This is a genomic window from Streptomyces sp. SCPE 10, from assembly GCF_051980735.1.
Classification (GTDB): Bacteria; Actinomycetota; Actinomycetes; order Streptomycetales; family Streptomycetaceae; genus Streptomyces; species Streptomyces misionensis.
Window position 1 is genome coordinate 6,893,584 of sequence record NZ_CP197069.1, and the last position, 15,184, is coordinate 6,908,767.

Below are 15,184 nucleotides of genomic sequence, written 5' to 3' on the forward strand. Positions count from 1 at the left end.
TGGCTCCGCCGCATTTTGCATAATGCAAGCGAAGTTGAGGAGCGTGCGGAGGCCGTGCGCGGCAGCGATCTGCCCGTGATCGTCCACCGTCACATCGACGGGGATGCGGTTCAGGTGGTCGCGTGGACCGCACGCAGTGCGCTCTGGTGGCTGAGCCACCCGACCGGCTCGCCCCGCTCGGTGTCCAGGACGGGGAGCCCGGTTCCGGCGGTCGACAGCAGGGCGTGCAGGGCCTGGGCGAGGGGCTGCTCCGTCGTGACGGTTGTCGGTGGCACGGCGAGTTGTCCCACCGTCCGCGGTGCGGCGTCCGGTTGTTCCGCGAGGGCCTCGGCCACCGCCTGGGCCGTGACGACGCCGACATACTCCCCGGTGTCGGCGACGACCGGGAGCGCGCCATGGCCGGAGCGGCTCAGGAGGTCGGCGGCGTCGGCGAGTGCCGTGGTCGCGGGCAGAGGAGAGGGCAGTGGCTCCATGACGGCGCCGACGTGCTGGGTGCCGATGGCCGCTCCACGGGCGGGGCCTTCGAGGTCGATGCCGCGGCGGCGCAGCTTGAGGGTGTAGATGGTGTCGCGGGAGAGCACACGGCTGGTGGCGGTGGCCAGCACGATGGCCAGCATCAGGGGCAGGATGATCGAGTACTCGCCGGTCAGCTCGAAGAGGATGACCACGGCGGTGATCGGCGCCCGGGCCGCGCCGGCGAAGGTGGCGCCCATGCCGATCAGCGCGTACGCGCCGACAGCGCCGGCGGCGCCGGGCAGCAGGTGGTGGACGCCCATGCCGTACGCGGAGCCCAGCATCGCGCCGATGAACAGGCTGGGCGCGAAGACGCCGCCGGAGCCGCCGATGCCGATGGTCAGGCTGGTCGCCAGCATCTTGCCGACCAGCAGCAGGAGCAGGAAGCCGACTGCGTAGCCGCTCTCGGTCGCCTTCTGCAGGACGGGGTAGCCGACGCCGTACATCTCGGGCAGGACCAGCAGGACCACGCCGAGGGCCAGCCCGCCGACGGCCGGGCGCAGCCACTCCGGGCCGCGCCAGAGCCAGTCGCAGGCGTCCTCGACCAGGTACAGAACGCGGGAGAATCCCACGCCGACGGCGGCCGCGACCACACCGAGCAAGGCGAAGAGGCCGTACTGGGCGAGGTGGTCGACGTGGAAGTCTGGCAGCGTCAGAAAGGCCGTGTCGCCGAAGGTGGCTCGTCCGATGACGCTCGCGGTGACGCTGGACAGGACCGTCGCGCCGAACGCCTCCGCCGAGAAGGTGCCCAGGATGAGTTCCATGGCGAAGAAGACTCCGGCCAGTGGAGCGTTGAAGGTCGCCGCGATGCCGCCGGCCGCGCCGCAGGCGACCAGAAGCTTCATGCGGCCCTCGGTCGCCTTCGTCACGCGGCCGAGGGTGGCACCCAGCGCCGATCCGATCTGCACGATCGGACCTTCGCGGCCGACCGAGCCGCCGGAGCCGATGGTCAGGGCGGAGGCGAGCGTCTTGACGACGGCGACCTTGGGGCTGATCCGCCCGCCGCGCTGGGCGACGGCCAGCATGACTTCCGGCACGCCGTGCCCGCGGGCCTCTTTGGCGAAGCGGTTGACGAGGGGGCCGTACAGCAGGCCGCCGATCACCGGGGCGAGAAGCACGAAGTAGGGGCCCAGCCAGGGCACGTGCGGGTTGTCGGCGCCGGGGGAGGCCGAGTAGTCGGCGTGACCGGACAGCAGGCTGGTGAAGGTCTTGATGCACCAGCGGAAGACCACCGATCCCGCGCCTGCTCCCGCACCGACCAGCACGGCCAGCGCCATCACGGACCACGCCGCGTTGCGTGCTCCCGCGAGCCTCGGCGCGGACGTGAGACCGCGCGCCGGGCTCGGACCGTTCTTCTCCCGCCTGGGTGTCGATATGGCACTCATCCATTCCCCTTCCGTACTTTTGCATTATGCAAAATCCGGAGGGGGTAAGTCAGCCCCGTCCAGCTACTGGGACTCACGGGTGCACACGGGCGGGCTGCTCCCGGCGAGGATCAGTCGGCCCGCTCCTGCGGCCGGTGCCGCGGAATGTCGGCTCCGGCCTCGGCGCGGCGGCTGCCCGCGGCCGGGCCGCGCCAGTCGAGACAGAGCACCGTGGCGTCGTCGGCCAGACGCCCGTCGCAGGCGTCGAGGACGGCCGTGGTCACGGTGCGTACGGCCTCGCGCGGGTGGTCGGCGGCGGTGTCGTGCAGGAGGCCGGCCAGGTCGACGGCCCCGGCTCGGCGTTCCTGCAAGCCGTCGGTGTAGAGCAGGAGGCGGTCGCCGGGCCGCAGATCCACGTCCTGGACGTGATAGGAGCCCTGCGCGGTGACACCGAAGGGCAGGTCCACGTCCAACCGCACCTCGCCGACACGGCCGTCGCGCAGCAGCAGCGGCCAGGGATGGCCGGCGTTGACGAGCTGGGCGTGGCTGCCATCAAGGGCGATGCGCAGCAGCTGGCCGGTGGCGAAGGTCCCCCTGCCGTGGTCGAGGAGGGCCTGGTGGGTCTGGCGGGCCTGTTCGGCCAGGTCCGCCCCGGCGCGACGGGCACCGCGGGACGCGTTGACCAGGAGGGTCGCCATGAGGGCGGCCTCCACGTCGTGCCCCATGGCGTCGGTGACGGACAGGTGCAGGGTGTCGTGGTCGAGGGTGTAGTCGTAGGTGTCGCCGGCGATGGTGTCCGCGGGCTCCAGGGCCGAGGCCAGGACGAACTCGGCGGCCTCGCAGGAGGGCGCCGAGGGAAGCAGCTGCCGCTGGATCTCGGCGGCCAGACTCACCGGGGAGGTGCGCTGCCCCCAGTGGTAGAGGTCGGTGAAGCGGCGGTCGGTGACGATGACGTACGCCAGCGCGTGCGCGGCCTCGGCGACCTGAGCCAGCGTGTCCCGCGTCACGTGGGCCAGGAACAACTCGAGCACGCCGATGGCGTCTCCCCGGTTCGTGACCGGTGCGAGCACCCGTTGCCGGCGCCCGTAGCCGTCGGACGTCTTCAGCGGACTCTGGGTGCGCAGGACCTCGTCGTAGACGCTGCCTGCCAGAGGGACCTGGTCGGCGCTGCGCCCCTGCCGGGTGGTGTCCTCCTCGGTGACCCGCACAAGCTTGCGGCCGACGATGTCGAGGAACAGGAACGACACGTACTGGGCACCGAACCGGTCACGCAGATGCCGTGCCACCACGTCCAGGGACGCGACCGGTGCGGCGTTCTCCGCCTCGGCCAGCACCTCGGCCAGTGCGATCCGACCATGCGGCATGGAGACCTCCCTCACCCCAGGGTCCCCCTCCTCCCTTCCCCCGGCCCGTCGGACATCACGGCAGTCCCCGGCGAACTCGTCCCCCATCGAGCTGATCGGCCTGGCCGAACAGGCATCGCACCGCGCCGATCGGACGGCTTGGACAGGACGGTGGCCTGCAAGAAGGCGGCTCCAGGGTGATCGTCGCTGTCACGCACCGACCCGGCGGTCCCCTCGTCGCCAGAGGTCATCGGTGCCGTGCACCCTGGTGCTCGGGTCCTGATCCGTTGCCTTCCGCGGCCACGCGCACCCGCTGCTCCTCGCGAGCAGAGCCGACGTCCCGTTCCAGGGGGGTGCGGCTCACGGCTGTCGCGAGGTCTTCCAAGGCCCGTTTTTGCAGTTCCGCTTCGCGCCGCACGACCGGGCTCCCCTTGCCGCCGGCGGCCTCCCACGCGTGGAGCGCCTCCTCCACGCGTCCCCAGTCAGGATTCCTGTGCTCGCGCACGGCGACCGCCGCCTTCGCGGTGTCCGTCTCCAGGGCCTCGGCGAACCGCTCCGCCTCGGGGACGGGACGGCTGCCGGTCCGCGGGACATGGCTCTCCATGAGCATCGCCGCGCGGCCGAACCCCTTGAGCGCCTCCTGCGCCTCCTGCGCCTCGCGTGACGTCAGACCCCTGGGGCGGACCGGTTCCTGCCTCGCGCGGTCGTATGCCTCCTGCCAGGCCGCCCGTGCCTCCCTGCTCGCCAGCAGTGCCCGGCGCATCTCGGCGTGATGCTCCCGGGTCGGTTCGGCGTAGTCGCGGAGCACCGCGGCCGCGTAGCGGCCGGTGGCGGCGAGCCAGTCCGCGAGCCGGCCCGGCAGCCGGGGTGTCTCCCATGCGGGGAACACCACGTACGCCAGCATCGCCAGGGCGCCGCCGAGCAGGGTGAGCACGACCCGCTCCGGGACCGTCTGCTCCCATGCCTGGCCGCCCATGCCGAGCAGGAAGACGACGTACGCGGCGGTGAAGCACTGGGTGTAGGCGTAGCCGGTACGGTCCAGCGTGTACGACAGGCCCGCCGAGGCCACCGCCAGCGCGCCGGACACATGGGCGTCCGGGCCCAGGGCCCGCACCACGCCGGTGGCGAGCGCGACCCCCGCCAGGGTCCCGGCGAGACGGGCCACCGCACGCGCGTACGTCCGGTGGAAGTCCGGCCGCATCACCATCACCGAGGCGATGGGCGCCCAGTAGCCGTGGCCCAGGGGCAGCCGGGCGGCGATCAGATAGCCGAGCGTGGCCACTGCCGCCAGGCGGACGGCGTGCCGGAACACGGGCGAGTCCCGGCGGAGCTCACGGCGGACCGTCCGGCCGACGACCGGGACCAGCCGGAGCATGGTCGGGCGCACCAGAAACCGGTCGCCGGCGAGGCCGGGCGGCGCAGGCGTCGCCCCGGGCGCGCAGCCGCTCCCGGCGATCTCCAACGCCTCGCCGAGCAGTTCCACGAGCCGCTCGGCGGCTTGCCGCGCGGGACCCTCCAGCACCTCGTGCTCCTCGTCGACGCGCAGGACGTCCGTGCTCTCGGGCCGCACCTCGGCGGGAGTGCCGCGGCGGATCGAACGGGCTGCCGCGTCCAGGACGTCGGCGGCGGCGCCGAGCAACTCCCGCGCACGGTCCCGCCCGGGTCCCTCCGCCGGGGCGCCGACGTCCGGGTCGGCGAGCGCCGCGACCACCGGCCGGATGCGCTCGGCGAGTCCCCGGGGGCCGTGCAGGACGGGGGGACGGGTGCGGGCCTGTGACGGCGTCACGGCGGCCGCGTCCCGGGCCGTCATCAACGGTTCCGGGTCGAACGGGGCGGTCGGGTCGTGCCGCAGCCGGCGGGCGTAGTCCGCCACGGCGGCCAGGGCGTCGGCGAGTGCGTCACGATGCGCTCCCCAACGCCGGATCGGGAACAGCAGGATCAGCACGGCCTGCGTCACGCCTCCGAGCGCGATGATCCCGGCGTGCTCCAGGGCGTGCCCGACGCTCGTGGGCAAGGTGATGGTCACCAGCATGCTGCCCACGGTCGTCGCCGCGACGATCCCGGCGGTCGATCCGACGGCCCACGCCATTCCCGCGGCAAAGGCCCATACGGCCAGCAGCGGCAGGAACGTCACGAGTCGCCCCGCCGCCAGGTAGCCGACGAACGTGCTGAGCGCCAGGCCCGCGCCCGCGCCGAGTGCCACCACCTTGCGCGGACGCCAGCTGCGCTGGAAGGTGGCCCCGCCCGCGGAGTAGGCGCCGAGGGCGGCGGACGCCGCATACGCGGGGGACACCAGCCACAGCGTGGGCCCGACGACGATCGCCACCCCAGCGGCCGTGCGCAGCGCGAGCAGGGGCTCCAGCCGCGTCTCCTCGATCCTGAGCCCGGATCGCACGACCTCCCCGAAGGCCCGCGGCCACGTCACGCGTGTCCGCCTGGCCGGGACGCCCTGCCGGGTCGCGTCGGCCTGGTCGAGGTGCGGCAGCCGTCGGTCAAGCAAGCCTCCCACACGACCCGCGAGCCGCCGACAGGGTGCCGCCACTGCGGACACTGCTGGGCGTCCGCCGGTCCGTCCTGCGGGTCGGAGCACGGGCAATCGGTGTCGGTTCAGGTCTTGACGATGATCTCGCAGGGGCGCCCGATCTTCGCGTCCGGCCGTTCACCCGGATCAGCTGGAACGGCCATGTGCCGCCGGCCCGCCCCAGGCGGAGCTTCGGCGCTCCGGCAGCGTTGCGTCCGGGTCCCCGTCGGCCCCCTCGGCGAAACAACCAGGCACCGACCGATCGGCGGAACCTCTCCTCGTGCTGCGCCTGTCGCGCGGTTCCCGGCGCGATCAGGTAGTCAGGAACGGTGAACGAGGACGTGACCGACCCCTTCGTGCATGTCCGGGGCGCCGGTGAGAACAACCTGCGGAACATCGATGTCGACGTTCCGCGGGACGCGATGGTCGCCTTCACCGGCGTCTCCGGTTCGGGCAAGTCCTCGCTCGCGTTCGGCACGCTCTACGCGGAGGCCCAGCGGCGCTACTTCGAGTCCGTGGCACCGTACGCCCGAAGGCTGTTGCAACAGGTCGGCGCACCGCACGTGCAGGAGATCACCGGACTGCCACCGGCCGTGGCCCTGCAGCAGCGACACGGGTCGCCCAGTTCGCGCTCGACGGTCGGCACCATCACCACGCTGTCCAATCTGCTGCGCGTGCTGTATTCCCGCGCCGGCACCTATCCGCACCGGGCCGCACGGCTGGCGGCCGAGTCGTTCTCCCCCAACACCGCGGCCGGCGCCTGCCCGGAGTGCCACGGACTGGGTGTCGTGCACGACGTCGCCGAGGACCTGCTCGTCCCGGATCCCTCGCTGAGCATCCGCGAGGGGGCGATCGCCGCCTGGCCGGGCGCCTGGCAGGGCGCCAACCTGCGCAGTGTCGTGAGCGGCCTGGGGATCGACATCGACCGGCCGTGGCGCAGGCTCAGGAAGAAGGACCGGGACTGGCTGCTGTACACGGACGAGCAGCCCTCCGTGTACATCGAGCCGGAGGAGGGCCGCGTCGACTACGGCTACCAGGGCAAGTTCTGGAGCGCCCGCAAGCACGTCATGCACGTCCTCGCCGACTCCAAGAGCGAGAAGATGCGCGAACGGGCGCTCCGGTTCGTCAGGAGTGTGCCCTGCCCCGCCTGTCACGGCAGCGGACTGCGGCCCGAGGCGCTTGCCGTGAGCTTCGCCGGACGCTCCATCGCCGAGATCAACGCGATGCCGCTCACCGAGGTGGTGGCGCTGCTGCGGCCCATCGCGGGGCGGTCCGAGGCGGACGCCACCACGTCGACCGCCCGATCCGGGGAGACGACCGAGGTCGCGGTCCGGATCTGCGGCGATCTGGTCGCGCGGATCGACGTACTGCTCGACCTGGGTCTCGGATATCTCAGCCTCGGGCGCCGCTCGACGACCCTGTCGCCCGGCGAGGCGCAGCGCCTGCGGATCGCCACCCAGCTGCGCTCGGGGCTGTTCGGCGTCGTCTACGTCCTTGACGAGCCCTCCGCGGGCCTGCACCCGGCTGACGCGGAACCGCTCCTGGACGTGCTGGACCGTCTCAAGGCGGCGGGCAACTCGCTGTTCGTCGTCGAGCACGACATGGACGTGGTACGGCGGGCGGACTGGGTGGTCGACATCGGTCCCGGTGCGGGCGAGGGCGGCGGGCGCGTGCTGTACAGCGGCCCGGTCGCGGGTCTTGAACGGGTGGGGGAGTCGGCCACGAGCCAGTACCTGTTCGGGCGCGCCCAGCCGATCGATCACCATCCGCGTACCCCGCACGGCTGGCTGCACCTGCGCGGTGTCTCTCGCCACAATCTGCGCGACGTGTCCGTCGACGTACCGCTCTGCGTGCTGACGGCGGTGACGGGCGTGTCCGGTTCCGGAAAGTCGACGCTGGTGACGCAGGTGCTCGCGGAGGTCGTCCGCGGCCACCTCGGACTCGTGCCCGAGGAACCCGACGAGGCGCAGCTGGAGGTTGACATCCAGGACGCGTCGGGGGTCGAGTCGTTCGACCGGCTGGTCCGGGTCGACCAACGGCCCATCGGCCGAACGCCCCGGTCCAACCTGGCCACGTACACCGGGATGTTCGACGCGGTGCGCAAGCTGTACGCGGCGACGGACGAGGCCAGGGCGCGCGGCTACTCGGCCGGGCGGTTCTCCTTCAACGTGCCCGAAGGGCGGTGCGAGACCTGCCAGGGCGAAGGATTCGTCGCGGTGGAACTGCTGTTCCTGCCCGGCACCTACGCGCCGTGCCCGACCTGCGAAGGTGCCCGGTACAACGCCGAAACGCTGGAAGTCACCTATCGCGGCAAGAACATCGCGGAAGTACTGGCGCTGTCCGTCGACGCCGCCGCCGAGTTCCTGTCCGCCGTCCCGGCCGCCTCCCGCAGTCTGGAGACGTTGCGCGAGGTGGGACTGGGGTACCTGCGGCTGGGCCAGCCCGCGACGGAACTCAGCGGCGGTGAGGCGCAACGGATCAAACTGGCCACCGAACTGCAGCGAGCCCGCCGCGGGCACGCGCTGTACCTGCTCGACGAGCCGACGGCGGGGCTGCACCCCGCGGACATCACGCTGCTGCTGCGACAGCTGCACCGGCTCGTCGACGCCGGTAACACGGTCGTCCTCGTCGAGCACGACCTGAACACGATCGCCACCGCCGACTGGGTCATCGACCTCGGTCCGGGCGGCGGCGACGCGGGCGGGCGGGTGGTCGCGGCGGGGCCGCCGGCCAAGGTGGCGAGGGCCCGGCGCAGCGCCACCGCGCCGTATCTCGCGGCACGGCTCGCGCGGTCCTGACGACAGAATCGCGATCGCGGGTCCCCGGGCGCCTGCGGCGCGACCCGGTGCCGGGTGATCTCGCGCGCCAGCGCGGTGCGCGAGTACGCCGACTGTGCGGCAACCGCGGGACCCGACCTGCCGCGGCAGTCCCGCAGCCCGGCGTGGGCGGTCGCGTGCGGCAAGAATGACCCCATGCACATGGTGATCGCGGGTGGACACGGAAAGATCGCGCGCCGGCTGACCCGGCTGCTCTCGGCGCGCGGCGACAACGTCACAGGGCTGATCCGCAACCCAGGCCACGCCGACGACCTGCGCGCGGACGGTGCGGAACCGGTGGTGTGCGATCTGGAGCACGCCTCGGTGGACGAGGTGGCCGGACACCTTGGCGGCGCCGACGCGGCACTGTTCGCCGCGGGCGCCGGACCGGGGAGCGGCGCGGCCCGCAAGCAGACGGTGGACCGGAACGCGGCCATCCTCCTCGCCGACGCGGCCGAGCGCGCCGGGATGCGCCGCCTCCTGGTGATCTCCGCGATGGGCGTGGACAGTCCGCCGCCGCCCGGCACCGACCCCGTGTTCGCCGCCTACCTGAAGGCCAAGGGCGAGGCGGACGCCGATATCGCGTCCCGTCCGGGACTGGACTGGACGATTCTGCGTCCGGGGATGCTGACCGACGACCCCGGTAGCGGCCGCGTCAAGCTCGCCGAGCACACCGGCCGCGGCCAAGTGCCGCGCGACGACGTGGCTGCGGTGCTCGCCGCCCTGCTGGACGAGCCCAGGACCGCCGGGCGCATCCTGGAGCTGGTCAGCGGATCCACCCCGGTCGAGGAGGCGGTGCGCGCCGTGACCGGCGGCTGACGCCGTAACCTGCCCTCGCCCGGATGCGGGCGCGCCGCCGGACCGGCCCGGCAAGCCGGGCGGAGCATCCGGCGCCCGCCGGAACCACGGCGTCCACTACGACGGATGGAAGCCGTCCGAGCCGCCAGTGAGGCTGACCGGCGAGATCTTCCCCCAGCGCATCGGGACGACTTTGCCTACGCGGTCGACGGCGGCATCGCACGAGTCCGCACGGGTCCGGTCACCCCGCGAGTACGGGAGAAAGGGTCCGCACATCTCCGGTAGGCCGGCTCGTGAGCGGGTACGCGATATGCCGCTCGCTTCTCTGGAGGCTTCGAGGGACGGAGTGGCCCCATGGCCGGCAGTCGGACGCACAGCCTGCAGCACCGCTACTCCCACCGGAAGGGCGGCCTTCCGCGGGGCGGCGCCGGGCGTCCCACAGCCGCGCGCGGGCCCCGTTCGCCCGCTCACACCCCAGCCGACCTCGCCGTCCAGGAACTGGTCGCGCTCTCCCGCGCCCTGTTCGGCAGTACGGACGAAGTCGAGATCCTGCGCCTGGCCATGGACCACGTAGCCGCCGCGGGGCCATACAGCGCCGAGGCCGGATACCTCAATATGGGCGGCGACCTGGTCCCCAGTCCGAGGGACGGGCAGACGCCTGCCCTGGCCGTGAGCCGGAGGGTGCGGGAGCTGGCCGGGCGGGACGGCGACGTGACCGTACCCGGCAGGCCCTGGGGCCGGGCCCTGGGGCTGCGGGGGCTTGAGGGACTCCACGGCTACCTCGTGGTGACGTCCCGCTCCCGGCCCACCGCGGCCGAGCGATCTCTGCTGGCCACGCTTGTCCGGTACACCACTGCTGCACTGTCGATCGCTTTCGCACATCGCCGCCGACGCGAGGACACGCTGGAGCTGCACCGACTGAGGGAGCAACGCACAGCCCTTCAGCGGCAGCTGATCTCCGTGGTGGCCGAGCTGGGCTTCGAGCGAGCCGTTCACGCGTTCATGGCCTGCGTCGCCGACTCGGGTGGCGGCGAGGAAGCCGTCACCCGCGCACTGCACGGACTCACCGGACTTCCCGCGCTGGTCGAGGACCGCTTCGGTCGGCTGAGGTCCTGGACCGGCCCCAGCCGCCCCGACCCCTATCCTGAACCGGACCCCGTGCGCCAGGACGAAATGCTGCACGCCGTCGCCCGTCAGGCCGGGCCGGTGCGGATAAGGGGCCGGCTGATCACCCTGATCCGCCCGCACGGTGAGATCCTGGGCGTGCTGGCGCTGGTCGATGCCCGGGACGAGGCCGACGAACACACCGTGCTCGCGCTGGAATACGCTGCCGCGTCACTCGCCCCCGAGCTGACTCACCTGCGCAATCTGGCCGAAGTGGAGCTGAGGCTGCACCGCGAGCTGGTCGACGACCTCCTGGCGGGGACGGACGAGGCGAGCGCCTACGCCCGGTCCGAGGCCGTCGGATACGACCTGCACCGCAGCCACTACGTCGTCGTGGTGCAGTGGTCGAACCGGACCGCCGACGACTCCTTCGCGCAGACCGTGGGGCGGGCGGCCTCCGCCGTGGGCATGCGCTCGCTGCTGACCCGACACTCCGATCACGTCGTCCTGGTCGCCGACGCCAGGCCCCACGCCCACGCGCTGTACGAGGCGCTCTCCCGGGAGACCGGAACACGGTCGGGGACGATCGGGGTGAGCGCCCCTTCCGACTCCCTGAACGACATCCCCCATCACTACCAGGAGGCGGAGCGCGCCCTGGACGTGCGCCGCCACTCCCGCGAGCGCTACGGCACGTCGTTCTTCGACGAACTCGGCCTCTACCGCATCCTGGGACCGGGCAGCGGTCGCCGGGAACTGGAGACGTTCGTACAGGAGTGGCTCGGGCAGCTCATCGACTACGACTCCCGGCACCAAGCGACCATGGTGGAGACCCTGTCCCGGTACTTCGATTTCGGCGGCAACTACGACGAGACCGCGGAATCCCTCGCGATCCACCGCAGCACGCTGCGCTATCGGCTCCAGCGCATCCGCGACATCAGCGGCAACGACCTCTCGAACGTCGAAGACCGGCTGAACCTCCAGGTGGCGACCCGAGTGTGGAAGATCATGCTGGGCGGGCCCGGCTGACGTCTCGCTGGAAGGCCTGAGGGAGCGGTTCACCAGCGCTCAGTGGGCGGGCCTTTTGACGCGTCTTCAGCAGACAAGGCCGCAGGCGACAGTATGAAGGCGTCGTGGACGGTTACCCGGGTGGCCCAGGATTCCGGATTCCGAAGAGGGAGAAGGAGCCATGACTCACAGTACGAGCGCCCGGGACGTGGTGGAGGCCATCAAGGATGTCGACTTCCCCGCCGGCAAGGACAGACTGATCGAAGCGGCGAGCCGGTCGGGCGCCGCGCCGGATGTCGTCAAGGCACTGCGCGGCATCCCGGCCGAGCAGTACGCCAACCGTGAGGAGGTGGCGCGGTCGGTCCGCGTGGACCCCGACTCCGACCTGGGGCTGAGCCCGGCTCAGAAGGCCGAGCAGGCCCGGGAGGGCGGCAGGCCGGGACAGTCCCAGCATCTGCGCGACGTGCCGAAACCGCCGGTCGAGGAGGAACTGGACAGCTGACGGCCGGGCCGGAGCGAGATCCTTCCCGGCGTCCAGGCGGGGCAGCCTGCCGGCGAGCCACGCGCGGCACACCGCCGGGTGCGGGCGTGCCGCGCAATGGCCGTTTAGCATCGAGCGCGGAAGGCAAGGCATGCTCGGTATTCCCCGTCGCCATTCCCCTGTCCTCGATCGACCTGGCCGCTCAGGAGGATCCTTCTTCAGGCCGGTTGGAAGTGCCGGAAGGTAAAGGCCGTGAACGATTCGAATGAGACGGACAGGATCGTGAAAAAGGCGGCGGAGACCGCGGGGAAGCGCGGCCCGCAGCCGACGCGAAGCGCCTCGCGGCGTGCCGCCGGGCTTCCGCGTCCCGGGGCCCGTCCGCACGCTCGCCTGCGGACTCCCGCCCGCCGCACCGGGTCCACCTCCGTGCTCCGCACCCGGCGGATACACCGGGCTGGCCGTCTCTGACCTCGTCGGCGGCCGCGCCCTCGGACATGCGCCGCCCGGCGCGAGTCTCCGGCAAGCGCGGGTACCGGCACCAGCAGCCTGTCCCCACGGCATGAGTTTCGTCCGCCACCGTCGGAGCCAGAGAGAGAATTCATGGTGCTGTCCGCCCTGCTCACAGCCGCCGACCCGCCACAACTCCTCCCCGCGCGTGAGCAGATGGCGTTCACACTGGGCTTTCACATCATCCTGGTGCCCTTCGGCGTCGCATTCACCTTCATGATGTTGGTCTGCCACTACCGGGCGCTGCGCCACGGCGATCAGCAGGCGCTGGTCCTGGCACAGCGATGGTCCAAGGTGGCCGCCGTGCTGTTCGCGGTGGGGGCCGTGTCCGGCACCGTGCTGACGTTCGAGCTGGGGCTGCTCTGGCCCGGGCTCATGGGCAGGTACGGGCCGGCCTTCGGGTTTCCGTTCGCCGTCGAGGGCCTCTTCTTCTTCCTCGAAGCGATCTTCGTGGCCATCTACATCTACGGCTGGAAGAGACTGCCCCCGTGGCCGCACTTCTTCACCGGCGTCGTGGTCACCCTGGCGGGTGTCGGCGGAACGGCCTCCGTCATCGCGGCCAACAGTTGGATGAACCAGCCCGCCGGAATCGCCGTGCGGAACGGGCGTGTGGTGGGCGTGATCCCCTCGCAGGTCTTCTTCAACGGCGCGTTCTGGTGGGAGATGGTGCACATGCTCCTCGCGGCGTACATCGTCGCGGGGTTCATGGTCGCGGGCGTGTACGCGTGGGGCCTGCTCAAGGGACGCCGGGACCACTACCACCGGCTGGGGTTCGCCGTACCGTTCACGGTCGCCGCGATCGCCATGCCGCTGCAGTTCCTCGTCGGGGACACGATCGCCCGCCAGGTGTACGACAGGGAGCCGGCGAAGTTCTCCGCCATCGAACTCCTGCCGACCACCGGTGATCACGTCCCGGAGACCCTCGGCGGCATCTTCGTCGACGGCAAGGTGCGCTTCGGTCTCCAGCTTCCCGACGTGGCCTCGATCCTCGCCGGTTTCACCCCGTCCACCACGATCAAGGGCTTGGACGCGATCCCCGCAGCGGTACGCCCCACGGACTCGGTCGTCAACGTCGTGCATCTCGCCTTCGACGTCATGGTCGCAACCGCATCGCTCCTGCTCCTGCTGGCACTCTGGTTCGCCTGGCTGTGGTGGCGGCGGCGCGAGGTGCCGACCAACCGCTGGTTCCTGCGAAGCTCCGCGGTCTCCGGGCTGATCGCGCTCGTCTCCCTGGAGAGCGGCTGGGTGGTGACCGAGGTCGGCCGCCAGCCCTGGACGGTCGTGGGACTCCTGCTGACGGAGAACGCCGTCGCCACACAGGGGAACCTGTGGCCCCTGTTCGCCACGGTCCTCGTGATCTACGCGTGCGTCGCCGTCGGTGCCTTGTGTGTTCTGCACACCTTGCGTCGCCGCTGGTCGGAGCAGGGCACGGAGGCCGTCGTGGTCCCGTACGGCCCCCGGGCCGCGCGGACGGCGAACGGGCACCCCCTCGGAGGAGACGAGGCATGAGCGATTTCATCGCGGTGGTCCTGTTCATCGGAGTCATCGCCTACGCCCTCTTCGGCGGCGCCGATTACGGGGCCGGCTTCTGGGATCTGACAGCCGGCGGCGCCGCGCGGGGACGCCCCGCACGGGAGCTGATCAACGTCTCCATCAGCCCGGTGTGGGAGGCCAACCACACATGGCTGATCTTCTGCTTCGTCACGATCTGGACGGCCTTCCCCCGGGCGTTCACCGCCATGACCACCACTCTGTACATCCCCCTGGGCCTGGCCGCACTGGGGATCGTGGCCAGGGGCTCGGGCTTCGCCTTCCGGCATGCGCTGGCCCAAGGGCGGGGGGAGCTGATCAGCGGTGTCGCCTTCGCCTGTTCGTCGGTGCTGACCCCGTTCTTCTTCGGCACCGTCGCGGGCGGGATCGCCTCCGGTCGGGTCCCCTCGGCCGGGCACGGCGACGCGCTGTCCAGCTGGCTCAATCCGACCTCCGTTCTCGGCGGCGTCCTCGCGGTCACCGTCTGCGCCTACCTGGCCGCCGTGTTCCTCACCGGACAGGCCCAGCACCGAGCGGACACCTCCCTGGAAAAGGCGTTCAGCCGCCGGGCCTTCGGGGCGGGCATCGTCGCGGGACTGGTGGCGCTCGTGGGCGTGTTCGTCCTGCGTGCGGACTCCCCGCGCCTGTTCCACCAGCTCAGCACGGTGGGCGCACCGCTCCTGGTCGTCTCGGGCCTGTGCGGCTTGGCCGCGCTGCTCCTGTTGCGCAGGGGCAGCCCTCCTGTCGTGCGCACCCTGGCGGCCACCGCGATCACCACCGTCGTCGGGGGATGGGGAGTGGCCCAGTACCCGTACCTCCTGGGCACCCACCTGACGATTCAACAGGCGGCGGCTCCGACGGCCACCCTGTGGGTACTGATCGTGGTGTCCTGCGTCGCGGTCGTCCTGATCGCACCCTCGCTCCTTCTGCTGTACAGCCTGCAACTGCGACGCAAGCTCGGCTGACGAGAACCGCCGCCACCGGAACGCCGCGCGCCGCGCGGCGTCATCGGTCGCCGCCGAAGGGCAGCTCCGCCGGGACGCGGTCGGGTGGTTGATCCACGCCATGCCCGCCTCCAGCCGGTTCGCGACCCCGCGAGCACGTTCCGGATCCGCCCGAGTGCGCCGCGTCGATCGCGCGCCCTACCTTCCACGCCCGGACCCGCTCACACGTACTGATCCGGTCCCGTGCCACGGCAAGCT

Annotated in this window: 9 protein-coding genes; 6 read left to right on the forward strand and 3 right to left on the reverse strand. The window is 71.7% G+C overall.

Going from position 1 to position 15,184, the window contains the following annotated elements; genetic code table 11:
* Positions 1-110: 110 nt before the first annotated feature.
* From ACSP97_RS31585 to ACSP97_RS31595, 3 genes are all read right to left on the reverse strand, one after another.
* Positions 111-1,790, reverse strand: coding sequence for a chloride channel protein (locus tag ACSP97_RS31585; protein ID WP_355152828.1), 1,680 nt, complete (start codon positions 1,788-1,790; stop codon positions 111-113).
* Positions 1,791-2,008: 218 nt separating this feature from the next.
* A complete protein-coding gene (locus ACSP97_RS31590; protein ID WP_440555423.1) occupies positions 2,009-3,241 on the reverse strand; it encodes a PP2C family protein-serine/threonine phosphatase in 1,233 nt (410 codons plus the stop codon).
* 226 nt (positions 3,242-3,467) lie between these two features.
* Positions 3,468-5,645 (reverse strand): FUSC family protein, encoded by a 2,178-nt coding sequence (locus ACSP97_RS31595; RefSeq protein WP_440558500.1) that lies wholly within the window; start codon positions 5,643-5,645, stop codon positions 3,468-3,470.
* Between the two features lie 425 nt (positions 5,646-6,070).
* Here ACSP97_RS31595 and uvrA point away from each other — a divergent pair, with 425 nt between their 5' ends.
* The 6 genes from uvrA (at position 6,071) to ACSP97_RS31625 (ending at position 14,947) form a co-directional block, all read left to right on the forward strand.
* Positions 6,071-8,539: an excinuclease ABC subunit UvrA gene (gene uvrA, locus ACSP97_RS31600; protein ID WP_440555425.1), complete on the forward strand. Its 2,469-nt coding sequence runs from the start codon at positions 6,071-6,073 to the stop codon at positions 8,537-8,539.
* Between the two features lie 174 nt (positions 8,540-8,713).
* Positions 8,714-9,376, forward strand: coding sequence for an SDR family oxidoreductase (locus ACSP97_RS31605; protein ID WP_355526824.1), 663 nt, complete (start codon positions 8,714-8,716; stop codon positions 9,374-9,376).
* Positions 9,377-9,709: 333 nt separating this feature from the next.
* A complete protein-coding gene (locus tag ACSP97_RS31610; protein WP_440555427.1) occupies positions 9,710-11,485 on the forward strand; it encodes a PucR family transcriptional regulator in 1,776 nt (591 codons plus the stop codon).
* A gap of 160 nt (positions 11,486-11,645) precedes the next feature.
* Entirely contained in the window at positions 11,646-11,966 is a 321-nt protein-coding gene (locus ACSP97_RS31615; protein WP_355152686.1) for a DUF2795 domain-containing protein, read from the forward strand.
* A gap of 579 nt (positions 11,967-12,545) precedes the next feature.
* Positions 12,546-13,961, forward strand: a complete 1,416-nt coding sequence (locus ACSP97_RS31620) for a cytochrome ubiquinol oxidase subunit I (RefSeq protein ID WP_355526815.1) — start codon at positions 12,546-12,548, stop codon at positions 13,959-13,961.
* Positions 13,958-14,947: a cytochrome d ubiquinol oxidase subunit II gene (locus ACSP97_RS31625; protein ID WP_440555430.1), complete on the forward strand. Its 990-nt coding sequence runs from the start codon at positions 13,958-13,960 to the stop codon at positions 14,945-14,947. Before ACSP97_RS31620 ends, ACSP97_RS31625 begins: the two co-directional genes overlap by 4 nt.
* Positions 14,948-15,184 lie beyond the last annotated feature (237 nt).

Coding starts and splice junctions, on each gene's coding strand:
- ACSP97_RS31585 (WP_355152828.1), bottom strand. CDS start 1,790: ATGGCGCTGGCCGTGCTGGTCGGTGCGGGAGCAGGCGCGGGATCGGTG.
- ACSP97_RS31615 (WP_355152686.1), top strand. CDS start 11,646: ATGACTCACAGTACGAGCGCCCGGGACGTGGTGGAGGCCATCAAGGAT.
- ACSP97_RS31590 (WP_440555423.1), bottom strand. CDS start 3,241: ATGCCGCATGGTCGGATCGCACTGGCCGAGGTGCTGGCCGAGGCGGAG.
- ACSP97_RS31610 (WP_440555427.1), top strand. CDS start 9,710: ATGGCCGGCAGTCGGACGCACAGCCTGCAGCACCGCTACTCCCACCGG.
- ACSP97_RS31620 (WP_355526815.1), top strand. CDS start 12,546: ATGGTGCTGTCCGCCCTGCTCACAGCCGCCGACCCGCCACAACTCCTC.
- ACSP97_RS31625 (WP_440555430.1), top strand. CDS start 13,958: ATGAGCGATTTCATCGCGGTGGTCCTGTTCATCGGAGTCATCGCCTAC.
- ACSP97_RS31605 (WP_355526824.1), top strand. CDS start 8,714: ATGCACATGGTGATCGCGGGTGGACACGGAAAGATCGCGCGCCGGCTG.